Here is a 16,100-nt window from a genome sequence, read left to right on the forward strand (position 1 = left end):
TATCTTCTTAAATAGCAATCGAGTCACTATAGACCTTAATAGAGGGCGGTTAGTTTCAATCTTATTGTGTGAGAAGTATATCATGCATCAAAAATGTGACTAGAGTGGTGTGATGAAAGAGAGAGTAAAATGGCAGTCTACTCCACTGCCATTTATTATTGTGCAGATTGACGATTACAAAATTATGCCACCCAATACAAAACCGAGAGTGACTGAGGTCGAAATGGTTACTACACCGGGAATGAAAAATGGATGGTTAAATACTAAACTACCAATTCGAGTCGATCCTGTGTCATCCATTTCCACAGCAGCCAACAGTGTCGGGTAAGTAGGAAGAACAAACAGAGCGCTTACCGCGGCAAATGACGCTACCGCCGTAAGCGGGGCAACACCGATAGCAAGAGCGGCTGGCATGAGCGCAGTTGTTGTCGCCCCTTGTGAGTAAAGCAACATCGAGGCAAAGAATAATACGACGGCTAACATCCATGGGTATTGCTCAAGAATATTGGCAGAGAACTCTTTAATATCACTAATATGCGCAGAGACAAAGGTATCTCCTAACCACGCAACACCCAGTACACAAACACAGGCACTCATGCCTGATTTAAACGTGGCTGCATTGGCAATTTTTGCCGCATCAATATGGGTAAAGGTGACAATTGCAGCAGCGGCGGTGAGCATGAGGGCCATGATAGCCTCATTGCGTCCAATAGTCGGGTGTTCAATCAAACCAACGCTGCTGCTGATCATCGTCGCGTAGGTCACAACTGCAATAATGGCGAGTCCAAAAATATAAACAGAGGTTTTTGCTGCTGATGAGATGTCACGTTTGGCAGCCCCTTTCATTTTGATCAGCCCTTTTTCAAGGCGTTCTTGATAGACAGGATCATTGGTCAATTCGCAACCTAAGAAGTTGGCAACAAACGCACCTACCATACAAGCGATGAAGGTCGAAGGAATGCATACCGCCAATAGGGTTAAGTAATCAACACCAAGTGGTTCTAAAATCCCGGAAAAGAAAACAACGGCTGCAGAAATTGGAGAGGCAGTAATAGCAATCTGAGAGGCAACAACAGCAATTGAAAGTGGACGGGAAGGGCGAATACCTTGTTCTTTTGCGACTTCGGCAATAACAGGCAGTGTGGAGAAAGCAGTGTGACCGGTTCCTGCGAGTAACGTCATCACATAGGTAACAATAGGAGCATAAAAGGTAATATGTTTCGGATTTTTCCGTAAGAAACGCTCTGCTAGGTCGACCAACCAGTCCATACCACCCGCTACTTGCATTGCCGCAATGGCGGTAATAACAGACATAATGATCAAGATAACATCAATAGGAATAGAGCCAGCATCAAGCCCTAACACCATGGTTAGAACGAGAACACCTGCCCCGCCAGCGAAACCGATACCGATTCCGCCTATTCGTGCGCCCAAATAAATGAACAGCAGTACAATAAGAAGCTGTACAGCAATCATATGTGATTCTCCAATGTAGTTAAGGGATTATAGTTAAGGGGATGTGTTGTATGTGGTTGTAATAAGAAGTGACGGCACGTAAAAACACAATGGGCTCTAGAGCAAGAGCCCATTGATACGATATCTCTTATTAGATTGTGGTGATTTTGTATTCTGGGTGCATGAGGTTTTCGACTGAGAAGATCTCATCAAGCTGCTCTTCAGACAACAAGCCGCGCTCAAGCACAACATCACGTACGCTCTTACCTGTTTCGGCACAAATCTTACCAACAATGTCACCTTCATGGTGGCCAATGAATGGGTTTAGATAGGTCACAATACCAATAGAGTTTAATACGTGCGCTTCACACACTTCTTTATTTACCGTAATGCCATCAATGCACTTATCACGCAAGTTAACGCAGGCATTTTTTAAAATATCGATAGACTCAAACAGAGCTTGGCCAATAACAGGTTCCATCACATTTAACTGTAACTGTCCCGCTTCTGACGCAAAAGTAATGGTGGTGTCGTTACCAATCACTTTAAAGCAGACCTGGTTTACCACTTCAGGGATTACCGGGTTTACTTTTGCCGGCATGATGGATGAACCCGCTTGCAGTTCAGGAAGGTTTAACTCATTTAAACCAGCACGTGGGCCAGAAGAGAGTAGACGTAAATCATTACAGATTTTCGACATCTTAACTGCTGTACGCTTTAGTGAACCATGGATCATCACATAAGCACCACAATCAGAGGTTGCTTCGATGAGATTCTCCGCGGCAACTACATCAACACCAGTGATCTCTTTAAGGTACTTCACAGCCAGTGCTTGGTAACCTTTTGCTGCATTTAAGCCTGTACCGATAGCCGTAGCACCTATATTTACTTCAAGAATCAATTTTGCCGTGTAGTTTAAGTTTTTGACCTCTTCATTAAGCAGTTCACCCCACGCTTGGAACTCTTGGCCAACCGTCATGGGTACTGCGTCTTGTAGCTGGGTACGGCCCATTTTTAATACATCATCAAACTCTTGGGCTTTAAGGTCGAATGCCCCTTTTAGGTACTCAATAGCCTCAATCAGTTTTTGAATGCTGTTATAAACGGCAATACGGAATCCTGTTGGGTAGGCACAGTTAGTTGACTGGCTCTTATTGACATGATCATTTGGGTTGATGACCGCATAGTCACCTTTCTCTTTACCCATTAACTCTAGAGCAACGTTCGCTACGACTTCGTTAGCATTCATGTTGACTGAGGTACCAGCACCACCTTGAAAAACATCCGATGGGAACTGATCCATACACTTACCTGTTTCTAGGATCAATTCACACGCTTTGATGATGTATTCACCAACCTCTTTAGGGATTGCCCCTAACTCGGTGTTCGCCATTGCAGCTGCTTTTTTAGTCATGATCATGCCACGAACAAATTCAGGCACATCTGAGATAGTTACGTTAGAAATATTGAAGTTTTCGATAGCACGAAGAGTGTGGATACCATAATAAGCGTCAGCGGGTACATGGCGTAGACCTAATAGGTCCTCTTCAATACGAGTAGACAGATTATGGATTTGTTCGAAGTTAGTATCAATTGTTTGAGACATAAATAAGCCTTAAGTTACTCTATTAATTCAAAAAATAAGTGCCATTCTGGATATAGACTCCATTCTTCAGAATCAACTTTTAGATCGTACCTGACCCAATTGATGTGGGCATCATACTATCCTTTTCGGTTAAAAATGATAGCTGGATCACCATTCCATGCGATAGTGTATCAATTGCACCACGAAGTGATCTAGATCACATTTCATTCTGAGGGAATGTTTCTAAATATATGTAATCCATAAAGATAGTATATGTTTTCAGAACTGAGTATTTTTATTTCATTCCGTGTAAATTGTGCGGTAGTGTAAAGAATTGTGATGCGTCTATACGTCATGCTGACATAACTGCTAAACTGGACACTTAACGAAAAAGTGAGGTGAATGTGTTTCCTGTTTTATTACTTCTGTTCATTATTGTTCCTATGATCGAAATTGGCCTATTTGTGCAAGTTGGCGGGTTTTTAGGGATGTGGCCAACCATATTTTTAGTATTGGTAACAGCCATTGCTGGTGCTTCATTAGTGCGAAGTCAAGGGTTACAAACATTGATGTCAGTACAATCTAAGATGCAACGAGGTGAATTGCCTGCACAACAAATTGTAGAAGGCATTATGTTGGCTGTGGCAGGGGTATTATTGCTCACTCCCGGTTTTATGACGGATGCATTGGGCATGCTGGTATTGCTCCCTATGCCAAGAGCTGCATTGGCAAAGCTGTTGATGAGTCGGGTAAAATTGAATGCAGTGGGAGGAAACTCCTTCAGCGCTGGATTTGGTCATCAAAGTGATTTCACGCCAGGTGCAAACCCATTTGAGCATGATAAGCATGAACATAGAGGCAATACATTTGAAGGGGAATATGACTCAGATCCGGATAATGATGATCAGAAAAAGCTGAAATAATGAACTCGAGTCATGAATACAGTGATAGATACATGACGAATAGACAGACTGAGGTCTGTCTTTTTTTTGCTTGTTATTTGAGAAAATAAAAATCAGACACTCTCCTTGCATTTTGACTAATGAGGCAGCTTAAGCGTCATCTTTGAACTACGCTCAATGCGGTAATTAAATGAAAAGGGTGAGGGTAAAATTATGCAAGGAAATCCGATTGGTTGGTTTGAAATTTATGTGGACGATATAGAGCGGGCGAAAACATTTTATCAAGCACTACTGGCTGTCACTTTAGAGAAGTTAGAGAGCCCAGCAAAAGTGCAAATAGAGATGTGGGCTTTTCCTGGCAATATGGAGAGCTATGGCGCGACAGGTGCGTTAGTTAAAATGGACAATGTAAAAGCGGGTGGCAATAGTACGCTTGTCTATTTTTCGTGCGATGATTGTGCCGTTGAAGAGTCCAGGTCAGCAAAAAATGGTGGAACCGTACAAGTCCCCAAAATGCCGATCGGAGAACATGGTTTTATTAGCGTAGTGGAAGATACGGAAGGCAATATGATCGGTTTACACTCCATGAAGTGATCACACCATAGATTTTGCGTTTTCAGCAGGTGTCAATGAACTGACACCTGTTTTTACTTTTTTAGTCACGTAATAAATTAGGGTTTCTAAAACGTAAAAGGTAGACAAAAGCAGCCACGCCACACAGTGTATTTCCAACGGCTATGCCCGCAAAGAGCCCTTCTGATGCATAAAAATATCGACCTAGCCATGCGCACGGTAGTAAGAAAACAAAGAGCCTCATGAAACTCCATTGAAACGCTTTTATCGGCATGTGTAGCGCATTCAAACTGCTGATTAAGATCATAACGATCGCTTGGAAGCAGTAACTCAGAGGCACAATCAGAAGATAGTTCCAAAGGGCATCTCTAACGGAGGGCTCTTGGCTAAAAAGGTGTGAAATAGGAATACTCAAAGGAACCATCATGATGAACAACATGAATTGTAAAAAGAGTGAGAACTTCACGGTGACAGAGATCGCCTCTATCACTCGCCCACGATGTTCAGCGCCCATATTTTGTGCAATGATCGGTGATAATGCAGAAGTGATGGCCATCACCACAATCAACATCAGAGATTCCACTCGTTGTGCTGCACCATAGGCAGCAACGGCTGCTGTCCCTTGGCTAGCTAACATGATCATTAAGATTGCCCCAGACAGAGGATTTAAGGCGTTAGCAAAAGCGGCAGGGGTACCAATGCGTAATATCTGCCACCAATCCGTAAATAACGAAGAAAGGCGAGGTAATGAGAGCATTTTTTCACGTTTGATGAGTACCCAAAGTGATCCCACTAAAGCACCACCCCAACTGATGCCACTAGCAATCGCAGCGCCTTGAACACCCAGTTCAGGAAAAGGGCCGTAACCGAAAATAAGCAGAGGATCAAGAACACCATTAATAAACCCAGCGAGCATCATAATCTTAGCGGGAGATTTGGTATCACCGGTAGCACGTATCGCACTATTTCCTGACATTGGAATAACCAGCAGCGGTACGGTTAGATACCAGATCGACATATATTGATCGATGAGTGGGATCAGATCGCTGGTGGCACCAAGTGCTAAAAATAGAGGCTCAATACTAAAAAAACCTATGGTGGAGGCGAGTACGACCAAGAGTACGGCTAACAGTAATCCGTGAGTGGTAAATTGAGCCGCAGATTTTGCGTAACCTTGGCCAAGCAGCCGAGCAATGCAGGTGGATAACCCAACGCCAATCCCCATGGTGATGCAGTTGACAGCAAAGGTCACCGGAAACGTAAAACTGACTGCAGCAAGTGCCTCGGTTCCGAGTAGCGAAATAAAGAAGGTATCGATGAGGTTAAACATCAAAATCGCGACGATACCGAAGATCATAGGAACGGTTAGTTGCTTTAATAATCCCGGAATGGGAGCGGTAAGAATACCGTGTTTATCCTGCATATTGTTGCTTCATACACCTGAAAAGAATAGCGATAGCTTGAAGAGGTCTCTATTTTAGAAAAAAAATGGAAAAAAATCAGAAATAATGAGCTAAAAGACTTGGGATCACATAAATTAACCCCACATCTAATAACACAGTCCAAGCCTATCCTATTTATTACGCTTGGTATCCAAATATTTGAAAGAAAATCAGGAGAGTCGACCCAATGAATATTCGTCCACTACACGATCGCGTCATCGTTGAGCGTACAGAAGTTGAATCAAAATCTGCTGGCGGTATTGTACTTACAGGTTCAGCTGCTGAAAAATCTACTCGCGGTGTTGTTTTAGCTGTGGGTAAAGGCCGTATTCTAGAGAATGGTTCAGTTCAAGAACTTGATGTGAAAGTTGGCGATACTGTTATCTTTGCCGAAGGTTATGGCACTAAATCTGAAAAGATTGATGGCAAAGAAGTCCTTATCATGTCTGAAAATGACATTATGGCGATCGTTGAATAATCCATTCACCTCAAAATTAGAATTAAGAAAGGAATAACCCATGGCTGCTAAAGACGTAAAATTTGGTAATGACGCTCGAATCAAAATGCTAGAAGGCGTAAATGTTCTAGCTGACGCAGTAAAAGTTACCTTAGGACCAAAAGGTCGTAACGTAGTATTAGACAAATCATTTGGTGCTCCAACGATCACCAAAGATGGTGTTTCTGTTGCTCGTGAAATTGAACTTGAAGATAAGTTTCAAAACATGGGTGCACAAATGGTTAAAGAAGTGGCCTCTCAAGCGAATGACGCTGCGGGTGACGGAACAACGACCGCTACGGTACTTGCACAATCTATCATCAGTGAAGGCCTAAAAGCGGTTGCTGCTGGTATGAACCCAATGGATCTTAAGCGTGGCATCGACAAAGCGGTTGTTGCAGCAGTTGAAGCACTTAAAGAGCTTTCTGTTCCTTGTGAAGATACTAAAGCGATTGCCCAAGTTGGTACTATCTCAGCAAACGCTGACGCTACCGTTGGTAATCTAATCGCAGAAGCGATGGAAAAAGTAGGTCGTGATGGCGTTATTACCGTTGAAGAAGGTCAAGCTCTACAAGATGAACTAGACGTTGTTGAAGGTATGCAGTTTGACCGCGGTTACCTATCTCCATACTTCATCAATAACCAAGAAGCGGGTTCTGTTGATCTAGAGAGTCCATTCATCCTATTGGTTGATAAGAAAGTATCTAACATCCGTGAACTACTTCCAACGCTAGAAGCAGTAGCAAAAGCCTCTCGTCCACTGCTTATCGTTGCAGAAGACGTTGAAGGTGAAGCCCTAGCGACTCTTGTTGTGAACAACATGCGCGGCATCGTGAAAGTAGCAGCGGTTAAAGCACCTGGTTTCGGTGACCGTCGTAAAGCAATGCTTCAAGATATCGCAGTACTAACAAGTGGTACGGTTATCTCTGAAGAGATTGGTCTAGAACTTGAGAAAGTTCAACTAGAAGATCTTGGTCAAGCTAAGCGCATCACTATCACCAAAGAGACAACAACTATCATCGATGGTAATGGCGAAGAGACAATGATCTCTGGCCGTGTTGCTCAAATTCGTCAGCAGATTGAAGATGCAACGTCTGACTATGATAAAGAGAAACTTCAAGAGCGTGTTGCAAAACTTGCTGGCGGTGTTGCTGTCATCAAAGTAGGCGCAGCCACTGAAGTTGAAATGAAAGAGAAAAAAGATCGCGTTGAAGATGCACTTCACGCCACACGCGCTGCTGTTGAAGAGGGTGTAGTTGCTGGCGGTGGTGTTGCACTTATCCGCGCTGCATCAAAAGTGGTTGACCTTGAAGGTGACAACGAAGAGCAGAACGTAGGTATCCGTGTAGCACTTCGCGCCATGGAAGCTCCTCTACGTCAAATCGTAATGAACGCAGGTGACGAAGAGTCTGTTGTTGCGAACAATGTTCGCGCTGGCGATGCTAACTACGGTTACAACGCAGCAACGGGCGAATATGGCGACATGATCGCAATGGGTATCCTAGATCCTACAAAAGTAACGCGTTCTGCACTGCAGTTCGCAGCCTCTGTTGCGGGTCTTATGATCACAACTGAAGCGATGATTACGGATATGCCAGCTAAAGATGCTCCTGCAATGCCTGATATGGGCGGCATGGGTGGAATGGGTGGTATGGGCGGCATGATGTAAACGTATTGCCCTAATACTAGCACGTCCTAAAAAAGCCCGTAAGCCTAGTGTTTACGGGCTTTTTTATTGACTTTACTTCCTAAGTGGTATCATAATATTTCACTACTTCCCAGAATTACAAGGTATCCATGAGGGGTACCTTAGTTTTCAGTGATCTTATATTTAGGTGTTTTATATATGTGTACCCCTCATTACGTACCCCTGATAGGAACTTTGAATGGCATTAACAATACAAGAAGTTAAGAATATATCTTGCCCTGATGGTAAATCTCAGATCAAGCGTTCTGATGGTAATAACTTGTTTTTACTTGTTAAAAACAATGGCTCTAAGCTCTGGAGGTTGAGGTTTAGGCATGCAGGTAAGTATCAAGAAATGGCTTTAGGAAAGTACCCCTCCATTTCTCTCAGTGAAGCGCGTAAATCAGCTGAAGAAGCAAGGGCTTCTTTAATTCACGGTATTAATCCGATGGATGAACGAAGAGAAAGAAAGCGCTCAAAGACAATACCTAAAGATAAGCTATTTGAAACAATTGCTATGAAATGGTGGGAGCAACAAAAAGACTCTTGGTCAGACGATCACGCAGCTAGAATTAAACGCTGGTTGCTGGTGGACTCTAAATCTATAGCCAGCCTTCATATTGAAGAGATTGATGCGGGGCATATTACGGAATTAATGTTAGCTATTGAAGCTGCGGGTACACCTAAAAAGGCACCTGTTATGTTGGCGGTAATAAGTCGAGTGTTTGGTTATGCGCTGGCACATAGATTAACGCGTAATAACCCAGCGCAAGGATTACCATTGCGCGATATATTAAAGCCATTGCCAAAAGTTAAGCATATGGCGGCAATCGTGAAGCCTAATGAGCTTGCTCAACTCATTAAAGATATTGATACAACAGAATCAGGTAACTATTGCACTGCTGAAGCACTTAAATTAATACCTAGAGTATTTTTGAGGCCAACAGAAATAAGACACTTAAAGTGGGAGCATATCGATTTTGACGATCTTTTGATTCGAATACCATCCGAAAACATGAAGAAGGATCGAGAGCACTTGGTGCCAATGTCTAAGCAAGTTGCTTTGCATTTGAAAGATATTCAAGCCGTGACTGGTTACTCAGAACTTGTGTTTCCAAACCAAAGAGATAGCAGTAAACCGATGAGCAAAAACGTATTAACTAATCGTTTACGCAGCTTGGGTTATCCTGCTGATGTTATGTCTGCTCATGGTTTTAGAAGTACTGCATCAACTATTTTGCATGAAAAAGGCTGGAACCATGAAGTGATCGAAGTGCAGCTTGCTCATTTGACTGGAACCGCCACATCAAGAGCTTATAACCGTTCGATTTATTTAGCTGAAAGAACAAAACTGATGCAGGAATGGGCTAATTATTTAGATGAATTGAACAACATATACGGTCAGATTTTATGAATAAACTATTAAACCTGAAAGAATGGTTAACCCTTGATGAAGCTGCTAGTTATCTTTCTTCTGTATTTGATAAGCCTATTTTAATAACTGACTTATATCGTCTAGCACTAGATAACAATTTAACTTTATCTGCTCGATTTCTTGAACCAGTTCCAGCTCTAACTGGAAAGCTAGTTGACGACGACGAGTTTTTTACCCCAATCTCAGATGAAAATACCGATGAAAGTCATTGTGACTCTGATGGTTTATTCACCCTCATTGATACACTCGATTCTTCTGAAGAAGTAGATGATGACACATGGTTTATCTATGAAGATATTGCTCATAATATCAATGGTATCTGGGACTTAACCATGATTGGATTGGAGTCTGTAGATATTGAAAAACGATATCTAGATGAACTAGGGGAGTGTGGCTATAATCCTCAAAGGTATAATGAACAGGGAGTTTTTGTTCGAAATGATACGGAAGTGTGCAAACTCCTACATAAATTAGTCCCGTCTCCTGTATATGAAGATAAGGCTTTTGTTGGGGATATTATAAAAAATTTCCTAGTGAGTAATGAGATTTGCTTTGATGAATGTGTTGATCATGATTTTGATACATTAGCTTCACTGTTAACTCCTTCAGAACGTGATCATGTAACAGCAATGATAGACCTTATGAGTGTATCGTTTCCCACGGATAAAGTTTATAAAAACTGTTTAACTATTGAAAACTACAATTACCAAATGGTAATAAAAAAGCATGAGATGGATCGGTTTATCCAATCATTGGAAGAGATGCTGCAAGAACCTATCCCACAAGAAGCTATTCTCGTGCCTGATGAAGATCGCACTACATTGTTGATCTTAATCGAAGTGTTATGTAATAAAGTTAATGTAGACCCGAAGCAAAGAGGTATTACTTCGTCTTTGATTGCTATGATTGGATTAATTGGCGCATCTTTAAATGATGATACAATTCGTGAAATATTAAACCAAATAGAACCCGTAGTTTGTTCTAAATATAAGGAGAAATTAAAAAAAATTGTAATGGCTAAGGAAAGAAACTCATTCCTAGTTTTAATAGCGGCACTATGCAAAGAAGCTAACCTAGATTATAAGCAAAGAGGTTCTGTTGCGGTGCTGGTAGAGATGACCAAGTTGAATGGCACTCCTCTACTCAATGACAAAATTGGTGAGATATTAAGCCAAATTGAAACCGCAATTTGCTCTAAAAGTAAATAAAAACCAAACATCTTAAAACCGAATTCGGAATCCTAAATCCGAATTCGGTTTTTACCCATCACAAATTTAATAACCTCTCAATCGTTCCCACTAACGATTAAAAGGTTTCAACATGTCCAACAAAATAATTCGCTTACCTGAAGTAAAGCTAAAAACTGGCTTATCTCGTAGCACCATTTATTTACGTATGAGTAATGGCGAGTTTCCGCAGAGTGTTTCATTGGGTAGATCTAGCCGTAGCCGCGCTATTGGCTGGCTTGAAAGTGATATCGATGAATGGCTCGAAGATTGTATCGCAGCATCTAAGGCGGCTAGCCATGAGTCGTAATAATCCTAATCGTATCAAAATCCATCGCAGTTATACCGTTATTGAAGTTAGCGAAACATTGGGCGTTCACCCCAAAACTGTGCGTAATTGGATCCGTGCTGGTTTACCTGTTGTAAATGAAAAACGTCCACTTTTAATTATTGGTGTTGACTTAAAAATTTATCTAAAACAGAAACGCAAAAATTACATGCACCAATGTGAAGTACATGAAATGTATTGTTTCAAATGCAGGCAACCCAAAAACCCAAGCATTGAATCACTTCAGTTTATAGCAAAGCCTGCTGGCATGGCGCAGATGATGGGGCATTGTGGCGAGTGTGGATGTAAAGCAAATAAGTACGTTTCTTGGCGCGATGTAAACCAAATATGGCTCGAACTCGGGGGTAAATTACCGATAGCTGAAAAACACTTAAACCTGAGAGAAAACGCTCTCTTAAATTATCCTTTAACCATGGTATTTGATGATGAAAAAAAGTAGCGCGAATAATGTTCGGATTCTGCATGAATACATCAAGTATTTGAGAGATGCTAAACGCCAAGATCATTCAACAATTGATGGTGCAATGAAGTCAATTAATCGCTTTGAAGAATATACGAATTATCTTGATTTCAAGAAGTTTAAGGCAAAGCACGCTATTGGGTTTAAGAACTATCTTCTTGCTCAAAAATCACTTGTGACTGGGGAAAAGTTAAGTAAGGCAACGGTGCTTACCGCAACTCGCCACTTAAAAATGTTCTTCCAATATCTCGTAACACAAAAAGGCTATCGAGCAAAAATCAACTACAGCGATATTGAATATTTCAATTTGTCTGAAAAGGATACTCGCATTGCCAATGCCAAGCGTAAAAGAAATGTGGCGACAATTGAGCAGATCATGCAAACCTTGGAAGCTATGCCTTGTTCAACTGCGATTGAAATGCGTGATAGAGCTTTAGTTGCCTTTACTATCCTAACAGGCGCAAGAGACAGTGCTGTTGCTTCAGCTAAAATTAAACACATAGATATTGCTGATCAAAGCTTTTATCAGGATGCAAGGGAAGTAAATACAAAGAACAGTAAAACCTTCACCACTTACTTTTTTCCTGTGGATGAGTTGCCATTCAAGATTTTGACTGAATGGATTGAGTATTTGATTAAAGAGCTTGGGTATAAGCAAAGTGATCCGTTGTTTCCAAAAACTAAGTTGGCACACAACAAAAATCAGCAATTTGAAGCTGTTGGTTTACTTAAAGAGCATTGGAGTACTGCAAATCCAATCCGCAAGGTCTTTAAACACGCCTTTGAAGCTGGTGGTTTGCCTTACTTTAATCCCCACAGCTTCCGTAATACTTTAGTAAGGTTAGGTGAAAACCTCTGCAGAACGCCAGAAGAGTTTAAAGCATGGAGTCAAAACTTAGGGCATGAAAGCGTATTGACCAGCTTTTATAGCTATGGTGATGTGCCAGATTACAAACAAGCTGCACTATTGCGTAAATTAGCCGAGCCAGCTGACAATACCTCTTCAGACATGGAAGAGCAATTTAAGCAATTTATGAAGTTTCAAGAAATGACGGGGAAAAAATAAAACCTATCCAACTGACCTGATTATCTGGTATCAATAAACAGTCGTATATTGATACCAGCCTTTCATATTAAAAGCTGGTATCAACAAACTAGGGCTTGAACTTAATGACACCTTAATTATATGATACCCCCATACTTGATACCTTTTATAAAAGTGAGTAACCAATGCGTATCTTCTCCTATTGTCGTGTTTCTACAACAGAGCAAACAACCGAGAATCAAATTATTGCTATCCGTCAAAAAGGGTATGAGGTGAATGAGTCTCGTGTTATCAGCGAAACAGTTTCAGGTTCTGTTGAAGCAATGAAGCGAGATAAATTTAAGATGCTAATCAATCACCAGATAGAAAGTGGAGATATGCTGGTGGTCTTAAAGCTAGACCGTTTAGGTCGAGATAACATAGACGTACAAAATACTATCAGTCTGCTTACTGATAAAAGCATTAAGGTTGTTTGTCTTGATCTCCCCGTAGCAGATCTTGCAAGTGCTGAGGGTAAGTTGATGTTGCAAATGTTCTCGGCCTTTGCTGAATTTGAGCGCAACCGAATTAGAGAGCGAACAAAAGAAGGACTTGAACGAGCTAAAGCTCAAGGCAAAAAGCTAGGTAGACCAGAAGCGCATAAGACGACTGCTTCTGTACAAGCAAAAAAATCTGAGGGGGTATCTCAATCTAAAACAGCTGAGGCTTTAGGCTTGGGGATTGCTACAGTGAAAAGGCATTGGAATAAAGCGCATTAGTCTAAATGTAATCTATCAGTTGCGCTTACAATGTAGCCTATCTTACAAAGAAAACTTTGCAGTTTCTTTATTTACCTGTTCGAAGAAACCTACTTACGCTTCTACCAAGCGAGCGTAATTAACTAAGTCGCTTTCGCCCTCATAGCTACTTAGAAATAATTATTAATTGAAAAGGCAAAAAGCAAGATCTGACCCTCTGTCTCGGCATTTGTACAATCGAAATTGGCTCAGAATATTTGTTTTTTGTGTATGGTGATATTTATTCAAACTTAGTGAGGAGTATAATTATCTTTTAATTCAAATGCTTAAGAGAGTGAGAGGTGTGGGTGCCCAGCCTTTTTCGGTGAAGCCTCTTAATACTTCAGTAATTAAAATGAATGTTAAAATATACACCTCCTAAATAATCATAGTTGACGACAAAATTAATTTTTTTACATTAAATCAAAGTAAAAGAGAGGAATGAAAAAAGTATAGTTGTTTCGGGGATATAGGTTTGGACACCCTCTTCCATAAAAAGATGTTGCTATGTAGTGGTCACCTATTAATTGATGAGGTGATAATACCACCTCTAACTAAGTGACCAAAATCAGCGTACCACTACACTATTGCTCCTTAAGCGATACTTCTTTATTATGACCATATAGAATATCTTCCGATACACATCTTAAATTCACCTAGGTATCAAATGTCTAATATTGATTTAATCCTTAAAGATTCAGATATGATTCTTACCGAATTATTTACACAAAAGCAGATTAATGCTCTCGAAAGTTCTCTCTACGAAAAAGAGACGAAAAGTGGTGTGGCATTCTATGCATCTTGTCTTGTGCGAAATAAGGATATAAAAATCACTCCAGAGGAAGTCGTTCGTCAGCTCTATTTAATGAAATTAAATGAGCAGTATGATTATCCCTTTAGTCGAATTCAAATAGAATACATTGTTCACTTTGGACGCGAAAAAAAGCGTGCCGATATCGTGATCATGGATAATATACAGCCGACAGTACCTTATATTGTTATCGAGCTAAAAAAGCCAAAACTTAAAGACGGTAAAGAACAGCTTAAAAGCTATTGTAATGCCACAGGTGCTTCGATGGCAGTTTGGACGAATGGTCGTGAAATTATTCACTATCACCGTAAAGACCCAAATTACTTTGAACCCATACCTAATATTCCTAATGCTAAACAAGGGTTACGTGAACTTCTTCAAGAGGAGTTTACAATTGATGATTTGGTAGCCAAAGACAAGCTTCTTACTGATAAGAGAGATCTGAAAGATATTATTCTCGATATGGAAGATGAAGTATTAGCCAACTCAGGCGTTGATGTGTTTGAAGAGGTGTTTAAGCTTATTTTTACTAAGTTATTTGATGAGCTTACTGGAACACGTGATCGTAAACGACAGCTTGAATTTAGAAACTCAGGTGAAAGTGATAATGAATTAAAAGAAAAAGTACAAAATCTTTTTGAAAAGGCAATGAAAAAATGGCACGGGATTTTTGATGAAAATGCTAAATTAAACTTATCGTCATCGCATCTCGCTATTTGTATCGCTTCTTTACAAGATATAAAACTGTTTAATTCTAATCTTGATGTTGTTGATGATGCCTTTGAGTATCTTGTTAATAAATCAAGCAAAGGTGAAAAGGGACAATACTTTACTCCACGATATGTTATTGATATGGCTGTAAAAATGTTAGATCCTTGTGAGGATGAATCCATTATTGATACCGCTGCTGGAAGTTGTGGTTTTCCGATTCATTCTGCATTCCATGTTTGGGATAAGCTCGATAAAGAGATGGGTATCGAAGACAGTCATCATCTTACCGCAGAAGAAAAATCCTCACGTCATATCGACTATGTTCGAGAGAAAGTATTTGGAATTGATTTTGATGAACGCAGTGTGCGTGTATCGCGAATGCTTAATCTTATTGCTGGGGATGGTGAAACTAATGTACTTCATCTTAATACCCTTGATTATGAGCGCTGGGATGAATTTACCCAAGATGAGCAGTGGCAGGATAAATATTTTAACGGATTTCGTAATTTAAAAAAATTCCGAGCAGATAAAAAATCTGATAAAGAATTCAAATTTGATGTTCTACTTGCCAATCCTCCTTTCGCTGGCGATATAAAAGAATCTCGTATTTTAAGTCGTTATGAGATTGCTGATAAAAACGGAAAAATTCAGAAAAAAGTAGGACGAGATATTCTGTTTATTGAGCGAAATCTCGATTTTCTGCGTCCAGGCGGTCGAATGGCAGTCGTTTTACCACAAGGTCGATTTAACAACTCCACCGACAAATACATCCGTGATTTTATCCGCGAACGGTGCCGTATTCTTGGTGTTGTTGGACTTCACGGAAATGTATTTAAACCACATACAGGCACTAAAACCAGTGTGCTTTTAGTGCAAAAATGGGATGAGAAAGACTGCCCTCGTCAAGATGATTACAATGTTTTTTTTGCCACCATGCGCGAATCAAGCAAAGAGAATAATGGCACAAAAATATACGCCGTTGAAGATGGTAAGTTTTTGCTAGATAACCACAATCACCGTTTTATTAAACACGATCTCTACAATCATGATGGAATGACGCAAGACGGTATTGCAGAAGCGTTTAACCTCTTTGCACAGAAAGAAGGATTAAGCTTCGCCTCAAAAAAGCGCTAAGCCTTGAGGATGA

14 protein-coding genes are annotated in these 16,100 nt (G+C 40.6%); 11 read left to right on the forward strand and 3 right to left on the reverse strand.

The window, feature by feature from the left end; all coding sequences use genetic code 11:
* Positions 1-174: 174 nt before the first annotated feature.
* A complete protein-coding gene (locus L4C32_RS04320; RefSeq protein WP_428195629.1) occupies positions 175-1,476 on the reverse strand; it encodes an anaerobic C4-dicarboxylate transporter in 1,302 nt (433 codons plus the stop codon).
* Between the two features lie 130 nt (positions 1,477-1,606).
* Positions 1,607-3,061: an aspartate ammonia-lyase gene (gene aspA / locus L4C32_RS04325; protein WP_428195630.1), complete on the reverse strand. Its 1,455-nt coding sequence runs from the start codon at positions 3,059-3,061 to the stop codon at positions 1,607-1,609.
* Between the two features lie 383 nt (positions 3,062-3,444).
* Between aspA and L4C32_RS04330 the strand changes: the two genes are divergently transcribed.
* Positions 3,445-3,963: an FxsA family protein gene (locus tag L4C32_RS04330; RefSeq protein ID WP_428195631.1), complete on the forward strand. Its 519-nt coding sequence runs from the start codon at positions 3,445-3,447 to the stop codon at positions 3,961-3,963.
* Between the two features lie 192 nt (positions 3,964-4,155).
* Positions 4,156-4,536, forward strand: a complete 381-nt coding sequence (locus tag L4C32_RS04335; protein WP_428195632.1) for a VOC family protein — start codon at positions 4,156-4,158, stop codon at positions 4,534-4,536.
* 61 nt (positions 4,537-4,597) lie between these two features.
* Here the strand turns inward: L4C32_RS04335 and L4C32_RS04340 are convergent, their stop codons facing one another.
* Positions 4,598-5,938 (reverse strand): MATE family efflux transporter, encoded by a 1,341-nt coding sequence (locus L4C32_RS04340; protein ID WP_428195633.1) that lies wholly within the window; start codon positions 5,936-5,938, stop codon positions 4,598-4,600.
* A 206-nt stretch (positions 5,939-6,144) separates the two neighbouring features.
* Between L4C32_RS04340 and L4C32_RS04345 the strand changes: the two genes are divergently transcribed.
* The 9 genes from L4C32_RS04345 (at position 6,145) to L4C32_RS04385 (ending at position 16,087) form a co-directional block, all read left to right on the forward strand.
* Positions 6,145-6,435: a co-chaperone GroES gene (locus tag L4C32_RS04345; RefSeq protein WP_428195634.1), complete on the forward strand. Its 291-nt coding sequence runs from the start codon at positions 6,145-6,147 to the stop codon at positions 6,433-6,435.
* Positions 6,436-6,475: 40 nt separating this feature from the next.
* Entirely contained in the window at positions 6,476-8,122 is a 1,647-nt protein-coding gene (gene groL / locus L4C32_RS04350; protein WP_428195635.1) for a chaperonin GroEL, read from the forward strand.
* A 217-nt stretch (positions 8,123-8,339) separates the two neighbouring features.
* The gene (locus L4C32_RS04355) at positions 8,340-9,554 is read left to right on the forward strand and encodes a tyrosine-type recombinase/integrase (protein ID WP_428195636.1); all 1,215 of its coding nucleotides are present in this window, start codon (positions 8,340-8,342) and stop codon (positions 9,552-9,554) included.
* Positions 9,551-10,783: a hypothetical protein gene (locus L4C32_RS04360; protein WP_428195637.1), complete on the forward strand. Its 1,233-nt coding sequence runs from the start codon at positions 9,551-9,553 to the stop codon at positions 10,781-10,783. Before L4C32_RS04355 ends, L4C32_RS04360 begins: the two co-directional genes overlap by 4 nt.
* 112 nt (positions 10,784-10,895) lie before the next feature.
* Entirely contained in the window at positions 10,896-11,111 is a 216-nt protein-coding gene (locus tag L4C32_RS04365) for a helix-turn-helix transcriptional regulator (RefSeq protein ID WP_428195638.1), read from the forward strand.
* Positions 11,101-11,589 carry a helix-turn-helix domain-containing protein gene (locus tag L4C32_RS04370; protein ID WP_428195639.1) on the forward strand — a complete coding sequence of 163 codons (489 nt, stop codon included), beginning with the start codon at positions 11,101-11,103 and terminating at the stop codon, positions 11,587-11,589. The genes L4C32_RS04365 and L4C32_RS04370 overlap by 11 nt, the downstream gene beginning before the upstream one ends.
* Positions 11,573-12,676: a tyrosine-type recombinase/integrase gene (locus L4C32_RS04375; RefSeq protein ID WP_428195640.1), complete on the forward strand. Its 1,104-nt coding sequence runs from the start codon at positions 11,573-11,575 to the stop codon at positions 12,674-12,676. The genes L4C32_RS04370 and L4C32_RS04375 overlap by 17 nt, the downstream gene beginning before the upstream one ends.
* A 164-nt stretch (positions 12,677-12,840) precedes the next feature.
* On the forward strand, positions 12,841-13,413 hold the full coding sequence (locus tag L4C32_RS04380; RefSeq protein ID WP_428195641.1) for a recombinase family protein: 573 nt from the start codon (positions 12,841-12,843) through the stop codon (positions 13,411-13,413).
* Positions 13,414-14,098: 685 nt separating this feature from the next.
* Positions 14,099-16,087, forward strand: coding sequence for an N-6 DNA methylase (locus tag L4C32_RS04385; RefSeq protein ID WP_428195642.1), 1,989 nt, complete (start codon positions 14,099-14,101; stop codon positions 16,085-16,087).
* Positions 16,088-16,100: the final 13 nt, after the last annotated feature.

Source organism: Aliivibrio kagoshimensis, from assembly GCF_050337105.1.
GTDB lineage: Bacteria > Pseudomonadota > Gammaproteobacteria > Enterobacterales > Vibrionaceae > Aliivibrio_A > Aliivibrio_A kagoshimensis.

Excerpts from the sequence above, each read along its gene's own strand:
- L4C32_RS04320 (WP_428195629.1), bottom strand. The coding sequence starts at position 1,476 with ATGATTGCTGTACAGCTTCTTATTGTACTGCTGTTCATTTATTTGGGC.
- aspA (WP_428195630.1), bottom strand. The coding sequence starts at position 3,061 with ATGTCTCAAACAATTGATACTAACTTCGAACAAATCCATAATCTGTCT.
- L4C32_RS04335 (WP_428195632.1), top strand. The coding sequence starts at position 4,156 with ATGCAAGGAAATCCGATTGGTTGGTTTGAAATTTATGTGGACGATATA.
- L4C32_RS04340 (WP_428195633.1), bottom strand. The coding sequence starts at position 5,938 with ATGCAGGATAAACACGGTATTCTTACCGCTCCCATTCCGGGATTATTA.
- L4C32_RS04345 (WP_428195634.1), top strand. The coding sequence starts at position 6,145 with ATGAATATTCGTCCACTACACGATCGCGTCATCGTTGAGCGTACAGAA.
- groL (WP_428195635.1), top strand. The coding sequence starts at position 6,476 with ATGGCTGCTAAAGACGTAAAATTTGGTAATGACGCTCGAATCAAAATG.
- L4C32_RS04355 (WP_428195636.1), top strand. The coding sequence starts at position 8,340 with ATGGCATTAACAATACAAGAAGTTAAGAATATATCTTGCCCTGATGGT.
- L4C32_RS04360 (WP_428195637.1), top strand. The coding sequence starts at position 9,551 with ATGAATAAACTATTAAACCTGAAAGAATGGTTAACCCTTGATGAAGCT.
- L4C32_RS04365 (WP_428195638.1), top strand. The coding sequence starts at position 10,896 with ATGTCCAACAAAATAATTCGCTTACCTGAAGTAAAGCTAAAAACTGGC.
- L4C32_RS04370 (WP_428195639.1), top strand. The coding sequence starts at position 11,101 with ATGAGTCGTAATAATCCTAATCGTATCAAAATCCATCGCAGTTATACC.
- L4C32_RS04375 (WP_428195640.1), top strand. The coding sequence starts at position 11,573 with ATGATGAAAAAAAGTAGCGCGAATAATGTTCGGATTCTGCATGAATAC.
- L4C32_RS04380 (WP_428195641.1), top strand. The coding sequence starts at position 12,841 with ATGCGTATCTTCTCCTATTGTCGTGTTTCTACAACAGAGCAAACAACC.
- L4C32_RS04385 (WP_428195642.1), top strand. The coding sequence starts at position 14,099 with ATGTCTAATATTGATTTAATCCTTAAAGATTCAGATATGATTCTTACC.